Source organism: Rodentibacter mrazii (genome assembly GCF_001998825.1).
Taxonomy (GTDB): domain Bacteria; phylum Pseudomonadota; class Gammaproteobacteria; order Enterobacterales; family Pasteurellaceae; genus Rodentibacter; species Rodentibacter mrazii.
Genome location: NZ_MLHG01000037.1, coordinates 1 through 13,455, shown reverse-complemented (window position 1 = coordinate 13,455; position 13,455 = coordinate 1). Strand labels below are relative to the sequence as shown.

General features: G+C 41.5%; 11 protein-coding genes. 9 read left to right on the top strand and 2 right to left on the bottom strand.

Annotation, left to right across the window (positions count from 1 at the left end):
• The first annotated feature begins 65 nt into the window (after positions 1-65).
• Positions 66-404, top strand: a complete 339-nt coding sequence (locus BKK47_RS12710) for a hypothetical protein (protein WP_077494079.1) — start codon at positions 66-68, stop codon at positions 402-404.
• Between the two features lie 137 nt (positions 405-541).
• On the opposite strand, the gene BKK47_RS06505 is transcribed toward BKK47_RS12710, so the two are convergent.
• Positions 542-1,045 (bottom strand): single-stranded DNA-binding protein, encoded by a 504-nt coding sequence (locus tag BKK47_RS06505; protein ID WP_077494078.1) that lies wholly within the window; start codon positions 1,043-1,045, stop codon positions 542-544.
• A 153-nt stretch (positions 1,046-1,198) separates the two neighbouring features.
• On the opposite strand from BKK47_RS06505, the gene uvrA reads away from it, so the two are divergent.
• The 3 genes from uvrA (at position 1,199) to BKK47_RS06490 (ending at position 5,465) form a co-directional block, all read left to right on the top strand.
• Positions 1,199-4,030, top strand: coding sequence for an excinuclease ABC subunit UvrA (uvrA, locus tag BKK47_RS06500; RefSeq protein ID WP_077494077.1), 2,832 nt, complete (start codon positions 1,199-1,201; stop codon positions 4,028-4,030).
• 157 nt (positions 4,031-4,187) lie between these two features.
• Entirely contained in the window at positions 4,188-5,228 is a 1,041-nt protein-coding gene (locus tag BKK47_RS06495; RefSeq protein ID WP_077494076.1) for a YeeE/YedE family protein, read from the top strand.
• A gap of 15 nt (positions 5,229-5,243) precedes the next feature.
• Positions 5,244-5,465 (top strand): sulfurtransferase TusA family protein, encoded by a 222-nt coding sequence (locus tag BKK47_RS06490; protein WP_077494075.1) that lies wholly within the window; start codon positions 5,244-5,246, stop codon positions 5,463-5,465.
• Between the two features lie 181 nt (positions 5,466-5,646).
• Here the strand turns inward: BKK47_RS06490 and nanQ are convergent, their stop codons facing one another.
• Positions 5,647-6,117, bottom strand: a complete 471-nt coding sequence (gene nanQ, locus BKK47_RS06485) for an N-acetylneuraminate anomerase (RefSeq protein ID WP_077494074.1) — start codon at positions 6,115-6,117, stop codon at positions 5,647-5,649.
• 245 nt (positions 6,118-6,362) lie between these two features.
• On the opposite strand from nanQ, the gene pnp reads away from it, so the two are divergent.
• From pnp to BKK47_RS12585, 5 genes are all read left to right on the top strand, one after another.
• Positions 6,363-8,492 (top strand): polyribonucleotide nucleotidyltransferase, encoded by a 2,130-nt coding sequence (gene pnp / locus BKK47_RS06480; protein WP_077494073.1) that lies wholly within the window; start codon positions 6,363-6,365, stop codon positions 8,490-8,492.
• Positions 8,493-8,577: 85 nt separating this feature from the next.
• Positions 8,578-9,522 (top strand): lipoprotein NlpI, encoded by a 945-nt coding sequence (nlpI, locus tag BKK47_RS06475; protein ID WP_077494072.1) that lies wholly within the window; start codon positions 8,578-8,580, stop codon positions 9,520-9,522.
• A 93-nt stretch (positions 9,523-9,615) separates the two neighbouring features.
• On the top strand, positions 9,616-11,418 hold the full coding sequence (locus BKK47_RS06470) for a DEAD/DEAH box helicase (protein WP_077494071.1): 1,803 nt from the start codon (positions 9,616-9,618) through the stop codon (positions 11,416-11,418).
• A 379-nt stretch (positions 11,419-11,797) separates the two neighbouring features.
• Positions 11,798-13,219 carry a membrane-bound lytic murein transglycosylase MltF gene (mltF, locus tag BKK47_RS06465; protein WP_077494070.1) on the top strand — a complete coding sequence of 474 codons (1,422 nt, stop codon included), beginning with the start codon at positions 11,798-11,800 and terminating at the stop codon, positions 13,217-13,219.
• 9 nt (positions 13,220-13,228) lie between these two features.
• Positions 13,229-13,381 (top strand): hypothetical protein, encoded by a 153-nt coding sequence (locus BKK47_RS12585; RefSeq protein ID WP_167366173.1) that lies wholly within the window; start codon positions 13,229-13,231, stop codon positions 13,379-13,381.
• Positions 13,382-13,455: the final 74 nt, after the last annotated feature.

The following is a 13,455-nucleotide window of genomic DNA, read 5'->3' as shown; positions in this document are numbered from 1 at the left end:
ACCTACGACCGGGACAATCGGGTGAGTTACCGCTATGACTTAAATGACCGTCTGGTGGGGCAGAGATGACCACTCGCTACGGCAAAGAAAGTTGGGTCTATTATTATGACGCCCTCGGCAGACGGATAGCGAAAGCGAAACGGAATAAACAGGGCGAGGCGGAAATCCAAACCAAGTTTGTGTGGGACGGTAGTCATCTAGTGCAGGAAATCCATCACGTGCAACGCCCCCAACGTGCGCAAAACACCCAAAAAAACCGACCGCACTTTACCTACATTTACCGCGACCCAAATAGCTACGAGCCGTTGGCACAATGTATCGGATGGAAAGACGGAAAACATAACAGAATTGAACACGAGGTGAACTACTTCCACTGTGCCAAATCGGCATCCCGAGGGAGATGACGAACAGCGAGGGTAAGCTTATTTGGCGGGGCGTTATGATGCTTGGGTCAAAATTAATGTAAAAAAGAGAATCCTTTTAAATAAAGGATTCTCTTGAGTATTAAGACTTATATTTTACATTTCTAAAATATATGGGGCTAGAATGGAATATCATCATCAAAACCGTCCATTGGCGGTTCAGCCTGTGGTTTTGCTTGTTGTGGGGCTGGACGGGATGACTGATAACTGCTGTTAGCGTTCGCTTGATAAGATGGTTGCGGACTGCTTTGTCCCATATCCGGTGCTCCGTATCCGCCGGCATTTTGGTTGCGACCACCTAACATTTGCATCACATCACCTTGAATTTCTGTGGTATAGCGATCTTGTCCGTTTTGATCTTGCCATTTGCGGGTACGCAGACGACCTTCTACATACACTTGCGAACCTTTGCGCAAATATTCGCCACAAATTTCCGCTTGGCGGCGATAGAATACGATGCGATGCCATTCTGTAACTTCACGACGTTCACCGGTATTACGATCATTCCAACTTTCACTGGTTGCGACACTAATATTGGCGACGACATCACCATTTGGCATTGTACGAATTTCAGGATCATTACCTAAATGACCCACAATAATAACTTTATTTACTCCTGCCATTGAAGAATCCTCATTTTTATATTAAAAAAGTGCGGTTATTTTGCCTGAAATTTTGCAAAAGATCTATAAGATTTAACTGGATATTTGCACAGATATTGAAATATGCGATAATGCTCGCAATTTTGAGAAAATAATTGGCAGAACGCATTATTTATGGAAAATATCGACATTCGTGGGGCTAGAACCCACAATCTTAAAAATATCAATTTAACTATTCCTCGCGATAAACTGATTGTGATCACCGGTCTTTCCGGTTCCGGCAAATCTTCTTTGGCATTTGATACGTTGTATGCGGAGGGACAACGCCGTTACGTAGAATCCCTTTCCGCCTATGCCCGTCAATTTTTATCTTTGATGGAAAAACCGGATGTGGATTCCATTGAAGGCTTATCGCCTGCGATTTCTATTGAACAAAAATCTACCTCCCATAACCCTCGTTCAACGGTGGGAACGATCACGGAAATTTACGATTATTTACGTCTTCTTTTTGCTCGCGTAGGTGAACCTCGCTGCCCAAATCACGATGTACCGCTGACCGCTCAAACTATCAGTCAAATGGTGGACAAAGTGTTAAGTTTGCCTGAAGAATCAAAAATGATGCTACTTGCTCCAGTGGTAAAAAACCGCAAGGGGGAGCACGTTAAAATTTTAGAAAACATTGCAGCACAAGGCTATATTCGTGCGAGGATTGATGGTGAAATTTGTGATCTATCGGATCCGCCAAAACTTGAATTACAGAAAAAGCATACCATTGAAGTTGTTGTAGATCGTTTCAAAGTGCGGTCGGATTTAGCTACACGTTTAGCGGAATCTTTTGAAACGGCGTTAGAGCTTTCCGGCGGTACGGTAATTGTGGTGGATATGGATAATCCGAAAGCGGAAGAACTGGTCTTTTCTGCAAACTTTGCTTGTCCGCATTGTGGATATTCCGTGCCGGAGTTAGAACCCCGTTTGTTCTCTTTTAACAACCCAGCAGGTGCTTGTCCAACTTGTGATGGTTTGGGGGTGCAGCAATATTTTGATGAAGCGCGTGTGGTGCAAAATCCGAGTATTTCCCTTTCAGGTGGGGCGGTGAAAGGTTGGGATCGCCGTAATTTTTACTATCATCAAATGCTTACTTCTCTTGCAAAACATTATGATTTTGATGTGGACGCGCCTTACGAAACTTTGCTGAAAAAAATTCAGCACATCATCATGCACGGTTCGGGCAAGGAAGAGATTGAATTTCAATATATGAATGATCGCGGTGATGTGGTCATTCGTAAACATCCTTTTGAAGGCATTTTAAATAATATGGCTCGCCGTTATAAAGAAACGGAGTCTATGTCTGTGCGTGAAGAACTTGCTAAAAATATCAGCAATCGTCCTTGTGCCGATTGCGGTGGTTCACGTTTACGCCCGGAAGCACGGAATGTGTATATCGGACCGACTAATTTGCCGATGATTTCTGAAAAAAGCATTGGTGAAACCCTCGAGTTTTTTACCGCACTTTCATTAACAGGGCAAAAAGCACAAATTGCCGAGAAAATTCTGAAAGAAATCCGTGAGCGTTTACAGTTCTTGGTCAATGTAGGGCTTAATTATCTTTCTCTTTCCCGTTCTGCCGAAACCCTTTCCGGGGGAGAGGCTCAACGGATTCGTCTTGCCAGCCAAATTGGGGCGGGCTTAGTGGGCGTGATGTATGTACTGGATGAACCTTCTATCGGTTTACATCAGCGTGATAATGAACGTTTATTGAATACATTGATTCATTTACGCAATCTTGGTAACACGGTGATTGTTGTAGAACATGATGAAGATGCCATTCGTGCCGCAGATCATATTATTGATATCGGACCGGGCGCAGGCGTACACGGTGGACAAGTGATTGCACAAGGCAATGCACAAGAAATTATGGCGAATGCTGATTCCATCACCGGTAAATTCTTATCCGGTGTTGAACAAATTGAAATTCCGAAAAAACGAACCGCACTTGATAAGAAAAAATGGTTAAAATTGAAAGGTGCATCCGGTAATAATTTAAAAAATGTGAATTTAGATATTCCTGTTGGTTTATTCACTTGTATCACCGGCGTATCGGGTTCAGGCAAATCTACGTTAATTAACGATACCCTGTTCCCTCTTGCTCAAAATGCGCTGAACCGTGCGGATAAAACCGATCATGCCCCTTATAAATCCATTGAAGGGTTGGAACATTTTGATAAAGTCATTGATATTAACCAAAGCCCAATCGGAAGAACACCACGTTCTAACCCCGCGACTTATACCGGTTTATTCACACCAATCCGTGAACTTTTTGCCGGTGTGCCGGAAGCGCGTGCTCGCGGTTATAACCCGGGGCGTTTTAGTTTTAACGTGCGTGGCGGTCGCTGTGAGGCTTGCCAAGGCGATGGTGTGATCAAAGTGGAAATGCACTTTTTACCGGATGTATATGTACCTTGTGATCAATGTAAAGGGAAACGTTATAACCGTGAAACCCTAGAAATTCGCTATAAAGGCAAAACCATTCATCAAGTCTTGGATATGACAGTGGAAGAAGCACGTGAATTTTTTGATGCGATTCCAATGATTGCCCGTAAACTGCAAACCTTAATGGATGTGGGATTATCCTATATTCGTTTGGGGCAATCTTCTACAACCCTTTCCGGCGGGGAAGCCCAGCGTGTCAAATTGGCAACTGAGCTCTCCAAACGGGATACGGGGAAAACCCTTTATATTTTGGATGAACCGACCACGGGTTTACATTTTGCCGATATTAAACAATTACTTGCTGTGCTTCACCGCTTACGTGATCAAGGCAATACTATTGTGGTGATCGAACATAATTTAGATGTGATCAAAACTGCCGATTGGATTGTGGATCTTGGACCTGAAGGAGGCAGTGGCGGCGGACAAATTATTGCGACAGGTACACCGGAAGAGGTGGCGAAAATAGAAGGTTCGCATACGGCAAGATTCTTGAAACCGATATTAGAGAAGGGTTAAATGGGAGAAAACCTTGGTATTATGTGGCAAATACCAGATTTCTCGACCGCACTTTTATTCCTAAATTACATATCAATTAACTAAAAGTTCTTGGCGTATTCTCGTTTAATTTATTAAAAATAACCCATCCTTTTTCTAGATTATCTTAGGAGGTTCAATGCTTTTGACTGGGTTATTCTGCGGTATTTTGCTCGGGTTTGTGATGCAACGGGGGCGATTTTGTATTACCAGCGCATTCCGTGATTTATATGTGACAAAAAGCAATAAAATGTTTGTTGCTTTGCTTATTGCCATCACCGTGCAATCTATCGGTTTTTTCATTTTGAAAGAAGTCGGCTGGCTGAATATTGAGCCTGCCAAAAATTTTGAATTTGTTGCCGTCATAGTGGGGTCTTTTTTGTTTGGTATCGGCATTATTTATGCCGGAGGTTGTGCAACGGGAACTTGGTATCGTGCGGCAGAAGGTTTAATTGGTAGCTGGGTGGCGTTGTTCATGTATATGTTGTTCAGTGCGATGATGCGTACCGGCCCGCTTGGTGAATTCAACCAAACATTACGCAGCGTAAAAATAGACGAACGCAGTATTTATGAAAGTGCCGGGATATCCGTATGGTGGCTGGTGGCACTATTAACCGTCATCACGGGCTATTATGTGTATAAACATCTGGCGAAACCACAGGCAAAAGCCGCCACACTAACACCGAAAAAAAGCGGTATTGCCCATATTTTATTTGAAAAACGCTGGCATCCTTTTGTTTCTGCAATATTAATTGGTTTGATTGCACTTGCAGCTTGGCCGTTAAGCGTGGCAACAGGACGAATTGGCGGTTTAGGTATCACCACGCCCTCAGCAAACATTATGCAATATCTCATCACCAATGAGACAAAATTCATCAATTGGGGCGTATTCTTGGTATTAGGGATCTTTATCGGCTCTTTTATCGCTGCAAAAGGCAGTAACGAATTTCGCCTTCGCTTACCGAATACGCAAACCATGGTACGCAGCGCATTCGGCGGATCACTAATGGGCATAGGGGCTAGTTTGGCAGGAGGTTGCTCAATCGGTAATGCCCTTGTCGCCACAGCCTATTTTTCATGGCAAGGTTGGGTATCCCTCCCGTTAATGGTGCTTGGCACTTGGTTTGCCGCTTATTTCACCATTATCCGTCCACAACGACTAGAAACTGTTACCACTTAATTTTTAGGAGAAAAAATGATTGTTAAATTACCGACACTAGGTTTAGTTTGCCCTTTCCCTCTAGTGGAAGCAAAAGCCGAAATGGCGAAGCTCAATAAAGGCGATGGTCTTGAAATTGAATTCGACTGCACTCAAGCCACAGAAGCCATCCCAGCTTGGGCGGCAGAAGAAGGATACGAAGTCACCCATTTCGAACAAATCGGTGAGGCGAAATGGACGATTACGGTTTTGAAATAAGTGATTGAAGTGCGGTTAAAAAACAAGAAAATTTTTCGGTATTATATAGTAGTTGCACAAATCTGTTTTTTGGGTTAGCTTGTAGGGACACACGCAGTGTATCCCTACATGTCGTTTAAATTTCTACTTTTGTGCATTTGCGACATAATACCGAAATATTTAACCGCACTTTACATAAAAACTAAATTAACGAAACCGGCACTTTCACCACAAGTTTCTTAATTTTTTCCGCTTTTCCATTCACTAGGCAGCAAGGTTTATGCGGTTCGTAAGGATAGAATACGGTAAACATTTTAGGCGTTAATGTTACCGTAAATTTATTTTCAATTTCCGATGAGGTAAGCTGATAATCATCAGCTTCATTGTAATCTTCATACGTGGTTAAATCAGGATAGGTTGCACCGACTTCAATATTTTCCGTTCCTTGAATTAAGACTTGCACATCTAAATATTCATGGTGTAGTTCTGCTTTTTTGCTGCTTGATTCAGCGGTTACCGGCTCCATCACATTCATATAAATTTGATCGTTAATATCATGACGACCGGTTTCTAAGGCATTGAGGTCTATTGTATTGAGATAATCGCACACTTCCGCAATTACTTTTGGTAAACCCACCTTAAAATTCGGGTTAGTTAAGCTACTAATAATCATTTTCTCTCCTTACTGAATGAATAAAAATCAGGTTATCATAACAAGTTGGTTCGATGAAATAAAGTTACCAATCACACCAAAACATCTGTATAATGTGCAAGTTTTATTTTCTGTATTAGCGTGCGGCTAACAAAAGAAATTTTCTCACAAAAGTGCGGTAAGTTTTCTTAAAGATTTCTTTTGCTAGTCGCAATCTGGAAAATAAAGCGTTGTTTTTAATAATATCAAAATCAAAGGAAAACATTGTGAATCCAATTGTTAAACAGTTTAAATATGGTCAACATACCGTCACATTAGAAACCGGTGCGATTGCCCGTCAAGCCACTGCCGCTGTGATGGCAAGTATGGACGACACCAGCGTATTCGTTACCGTTGTGGCGAAAAAAGATGTGAAAGAAGGTCAAGATTTCTTCCCATTAACCGTTAATTATCAAGAACGCACTTATGCCGCAGGCCGTATTCCGGGTGGATTCTTCAAACGTGAAGGTCGTCCATCCGAAGGCGAAACCTTAATTGCCCGTTTAATCGACCGTCCTATCCGTCCATTATTCCCAGAAGGTTTCTTCAATGAAATCCAAGTGGTGGCAACCGTTGTTTCCGTTAATCCGCAAATTAGCCCGGATTTAGTGGCGATGATTGGTGCTTCTGCTGCGTTATCCTTATCCGGTGTACCGTTTAACGGTCCTATCGGTGCTGCACGTGTTGGTTTTATCAACAACCAATTTGTGTTAAATCCAACGATGTCGGAACAAAAACAGAGCCGTTTGGATCTTGTTGTGGCAGGAACGGATAAGGCTGTATTAATGGTGGAATCCGAAGCGGACATTTTAACAGAAGAACAAATGTTATCTGCGGTGGTATTCGGTCATCAACAACAACAAGTTGTAATTGAAGCGATTAAAGAATTTACCGCAGAAGCGGGCAAACCTCGTTGGGATTGGGTTGCACCTGAGCCAAATACCGATTTAATCAATAAAGTAAAAACCATTGCGGAAACCCGTTTAGGTGATGCCTATCGTATTACTGAAAAACAAACCCGCTATGCGCAAATTGATGCGATTAAAGCAGATGTTATCGCACAAATTACTGCAGAAGATGAAGAAATCAGTGAAGGTAAAATCATTGATATTTTCACCGCACTTGAAAGCCAAATCGTCCGTGGTCGTATCATTGCCGGCGAACCACGCATTGATGGTCGTACAGTTGATACCGTGCGTGCTTTAGATATTTGCACAGGTGTATTACCACGTACTCATGGTTCGGCAATTTTCACCCGTGGTGAAACTCAAGCCTTAGCGGTTGCCACTCTCGGTACCGAACGTGATGCACAAATTATTGATGAATTGACCGGTGAACGTTCCGATCATTTCTTATTCCACTATAATTTCCCTCCATATTCTGTGGGTGAAACCGGTATGATCGGCTCACCAAAACGTCGTGAAATCGGTCATGGTCGTTTAGCAAAACGTGGTGTGGCTGCCGTCATGCCGACCCTTGCCGAATTCCCTTATGTGGTGCGTGTAGTATCCGAAATCACTGAATCCAACGGTTCTTCTTCCATGGCATCGGTATGTGGTGCATCATTGGCGTTAATGGACGCGGGTGTGCCAATTAAAGCTGCGGTTGCCGGTATTGCAATGGGCTTGGTGAAAGAAGAAGAAAAATTCGTGGTACTTTCCGATATTCTTGGTGATGAAGATCATCTTGGTGATATGGACTTTAAAGTGGCAGGAACACGCGAAGGTGTGACCGCACTTCAAATGGACATTAAAATTGAAGGGATCACCCCTGAAATTATGCAAATCGCTTTAAATCAAGCGAAAAGTGCCCGTATGCATATTCTTGGTGTGATGGAACAAGCGATTCCTGCACCTCGTGCAGATATTTCTGACTATGCACCACGTATTCATACGATGAAGATCGATCCGAAGAAAATCAAAGATGTGATTGGTAAAGGCGGAGCGACAATTCGTGCATTAACCGAAGAAACCGGCACGTCAATTGATATTGATGACGACGGTACAGTGAAAATTGCCGCAGTTGATAACAACGCAGCGAAAAACGTGATGGTACGTATTGAAGAAATCGTTGCAGAAGTCGAAGCTGGTGCGGTTTATAAAGGTAAAGTTACCCGCTTGGCAGATTTCGGTGCATTCGTTGCTATCGTTGGTAATAAAGAAGGATTAGTTCATATCTCACAAATTGCCGAAGAACGCGTTGAAAAAGTCAGCGATTATCTTCAAGTAGGTCAAGAAGTCAATGTGAAAGTAGTCGAAATCGATCGTCAAGGTCGCATTCGCTTAACCATGAAAGAGCTTGCACCAAAACAAGACGCTGAAATAAGCCAAGAAGATTCTACTGAAGAACAAGAGTAATCTTGGTAACACGATCAAAACTTGACGGTAAATGCCGTCAAGTTTTATAACTTCCAACAAATATTAGTACACAAGAAGAAAGCCAATGCAGTGTTTTCGACTATCTCGCCATTATTTAGCCTATTTATTTGGCTTATGTGCGGTATTGTTTCTTGCCGGCTGTGTCCAGTATAGAGGTGCTTTTGTGTCTAAAAATCATGTAATACTTTCCGAACAAAACCCTAATTCACACTTTGAACAAGAAGTGATGATCGTACGAATTAGCCAAGTATTATTAGTTGGAAAAATGAGTAATGAAGAACGTGCTTCGTTGCATTTTGAGCGAGGTGTTCTATATGATTCCCTCGGTTTATGGGGACTCGCACGTTACGATTTTACTCAAGCCTTTGCATTACAGCCTAAAATGGCTGCTATGTATAATTATTTAGGGCTTTATCTATTGCTTGAGGAAGATTATGACGGCGCATTGGAAACCTTCAATGCGGTGTTTGAATTAGACCCAAGTTATGATTACACCCACCTTAATCGTGGTTTAAATTTTTATTATGTAGGACGTTATAATCTTGCCGAGCAAGATTTCTTGCAGTTCTACCAAGCCGATACAACGGACCCTTATCGTGTTTTATGGTTGTATTTGAACGAACAAAAATTAAAACCGCAAGAAGCCCACAAAAACCTTGTCGAACGAGCAAAAGGGCTGTCAAAGGACTTCTGGGGTACAAATATCGTTCAATACTACTTAGGACACATTTCTTTGGAAGAATTACAGCAACGTGCCGGCGAATTCGCTGAAAATGCACAACAATATGCCGAAATTCTTACGGAAACCTATTTTTATCTAGCAAAACAAAAACTCAATGTGGGGCTGGTTGATGAAGCGGCTGCTTTATTTAAACTGGCTATGGCGAATCAGGTTTATAACTTTGTTGAGTATCGTTTTGCCTCTTTTGAGCTCATGAAACTAAAACCAGCTCAAATAGAACAGGAAAAAGAAGTAAAAAGTGCGGTTCCAAAAACAGGAAACTTTTAGACCGCACTTTACATTGAGGATAGCTTATCCTTGATGTCCAACAATTAAACCGAAAGCCCTCTTGAGCTTTCCTTTTTATATTCGAGTATTTTAATGACTGACAAAATCACTTTTAATGACTTAGGGCTGCCTGAGTTCATCTTAAAAGCTGTTTCTGACCTAGGTTTTGAAACACCTTCTCCCATTCAACAAGCCTGTATCCCTCACTTGCTCAACGGCAAAGATGTGTTGGGTATGGCACAAACCGGCAGTGGTAAAACTGCAGCTTTCTCATTGCCTTTACTGGCTCAAATTGATACTGAAGCAAAACACCCTCAAATGTTAGTAATGGCACCGACACGTGAACTTGCCATTCAAGTGGCGGATGCCTGCGATCAATTTATAAAACATATACAGGGCATACGTGTTGTCACCCTTTACGGCGGGCAACGCTATGACATTCAACTACGCGCATTAAAACAAGGTGCGCAAGTTGTCGTAGGCACGCCGGGACGTATTCTTGATCATATTCGTCGTGGTACCTTAGATTTATCCGAACTTCGTTTCATTGTGTTGGATGAAGCCGATGAAATGCTACGTATGGGCTTTATTGACGATGTTGAAACAGTCATGGCGGAATTACCGGAACATCATCAAACCGCCCTTTTCTCTGCCACAATGCCGGAACCGATTCGTCGTATCACTAAGCGTTTTATGAATGATCCGCAAGAAGTGAAGATTAAAGTCAATAACGAAAATGCACCGGATATTGAACAAAATTGTTGGTATGTCCACGGTGTACGCAAAAATGAAGCACTACTTCGTTTCTTAGAAGTGGAAGATTTTGATGCCACCATTATCTTTGCACGCACTAAAACCGCGACGTTAGATATTACCGAACTTCTTGAAAAAAATGGCTTCCGTTCAGCTGCACTTAACGGTGATATGACCCAACAACTGCGTGAACAAACCCTTGATCGCTTACGTAACGGCAGCCTTGATATTGTTGTCGCCACAGATGTTGCTGCGCGTGGTATTGATATTGAGCGCATCAGTCTTGTGGTGAACTACGACATTCCACTTGATGCTGAATCTTACGTCCACCGTATTGGCCGTACCGGTCGTGCCGGTCGCTCTGGTCGTGCATTATTATTTGTAGAACCACGTGAACATCGCTTACTCCGCAATATTGAACATTTGATGAAAAAACCGATTAATGAAGTGGAATTACCAAATCATTTAATCTTACAAGAATGCCGCCGTAAAAAATTCGTGGCGAAAATTACAAAGCAACTCGAACATCACGATTTAGAGCAATATCGCAGTTTATTGGAAGATTTATTTACTGCGGATCAAGATCAAGAAGATATTGCAGCAGCAATGCTTATGCTGCTTCAAGGTAAACAAAAATTAATCCTTCCACCGGATCCGCCAATGGAAAAACGCCGCCGTAATGATCGTGGCGAACGCCGTGATAACCCTCGTTCCGCAGAACGTCGTGGTGAACGGAAAGGATATGGTAATCCACAACCGATGGATTTATACCGTATCGAAGTCGGCAGAATGGATGGCGTTGAAGTTCGTCATATTGTTGGTGCAATTGCCAACGAAGGCGATATTAACAGCCGCTACATCGGTCATATTAAACTTTATGATGACTACACCACCGTGGAATTGCCACAAGGTATGCCAAAAGAATTGCTACAACAATTCGGCAAAACTCGCGTACTAAATAAACAAATGAGAATGTCTTTCTTAGGTGCGGTGAAATTAGAAGGTCACCGTAATAATGATGATTCTCGCGGTAAACGAAAAGGTCGCGGCAATGACTTTAATCACGGTGAGCGCGGGCGTAAATTCAACGAAAAAAACAACTGCTCTTTTAATGAAAAACCGCGAAAAGAACGACGCAGTTAATCCTAATATCAGTACAGGGTAGAGATAGAATATATCCCTACCCTTTCTATTAAGGGTAAAGAAATGAAAACATTCATTGTAATAATTCCAAACAGAACCTTAGAAATAAAATATCAAGAAGAATAACATAAAAATTCCGCTTGATTACTGACTATTCACATCTACGAAAAAGTCAATTATGATAATGAGCCTCTAACTATGATGATTAATTCGTGACTAATATGAATAAAATGCGGAAGTTTCTTAATAAAATTTTAATATTGCCGGTTTTAAATATCACTTACTTGGTAAATATAATGATGTAAATCGAAAAAATCATTGGCATCATTCATCGAATATAGATTAGCTATTTGATACGCTTATAAATAGGAACACATATTTGAAAGGTTTATTTTTACGGATTATCGCTGCATTTGCTCTGCTACTTTGGGCGGTTGATATGGTTTTTCCTTGGCAGAAAATAATGCAATCGGAAGAAAATCACTATACTACCATTAAATCACGAGGCAGCCTTATTGTTGGAACAATCAATAATCCTATTTATTATTTGATCGGTCCTGAGGGAGAATCCGGCTTAGAATATGAATTGGCAAAAAATTTTGCTGATTATTTAGGTGTTAAGCTGGAAATTAAAACCCTTGAGAACACAGATGCACTTTTTAATTCTCTCGAAAATAACCAAATTGATTTTGCCGCTGCTAATTTACTCTACCACCCTCGCCGCGCGGAACAATTCCAAATCGGTCCGGCTTATACTTCTGCATCTTGGCAACTGGTCTATAAGAAAGGGGAAAACCGACCAAAAGATTTAAGCCAGATACAACAAGAAATCACTATTGCCGGAGGGGAAGAACTCAATGAGTTATTGACTCAATTTAAGAAAAAATTTCCAGAGTTACAGTGGAAAAACAACAAGTGGCTCACACAAGAAGAATTATTAATTCAAGTTGCAGAAGGGAAAATTCCTTACACTATCGCCAATTCCATTGACGTAGCAACGACACAACAAATCCGCCCCAACCTTGCGATAGCCTTTGATTTAACCGATGAGGCGACCGTCCATTGGTACCTCGCCAATAATTCCTATAATGAACTACAGGCCAGTTTATTAGATTTTATGAACAATGCTTTAGATACCGGTTTAATTGATCGCATTGAAGAAAAATATTTCCGTCATATTGCTCAATTTGATTATGTCGATAGCCGAGCCTATTTAGATGCCATTGAAAAAATTCTTCCACAATATCAACCGCTCTTTGAAAAATACAAAGGCTCGTTGGACTGGCGTCTATTGGCAGCCATGGCATATCAAGAGTCACACTGGAATCCGGATGCAACTTCGCCTACCGGCGTACGAGGAATGATGATGCTGACAAGAGATACTGCTGAACGAATGAAAATCAGCAATCGAACGGATGCGGAACAAAGTATCAAAGCGGGATCAGATTATTTACACTGGTTATTGACCCAAATGCCTGACAGTATCGCCCAAGAAGATCGCATTTGGTATGCGCTTGCCGCATACAATATGGGATTAGGTCATGTACTGGATGTACGTCGTTTAACAAAAAAATTAGGGGGAAATCCGGATAATTGGCTTGATGTAAAAAATAATTTACCCTTATTGGCAGAAAAACGCCATTATAACAATCTGAAGTATGGCTATGCCCGTGGCTATGAGGCCTACCAATATGTAGAAAATATCCGTCGCTATATGAAAAGCATTGTTAATTATCATCGCGTTCAGGAAAATCAGAACAATACTGAAAATGAAAATATCATGGAAAACAAACAAGAATAGGAGAGTAAGATGTTAAAACGCAAAACCTTTTTAAAAAAAAAAATAAAATCCCGTGATATCTCTACTTCACGTAACTTACGTTTAAGGCGATTAAAACATCGTAAACAAAAGCAATTTGAGCGTCATGCTATGCAATTTGTCATACAGGAAATTTATTGTTAAATAAAAACCGCACTCTTATTTCCAAAAGTGCGGTTGAATTTTAAGGTATTTTACAAGTAAAAATCCACCTTCAT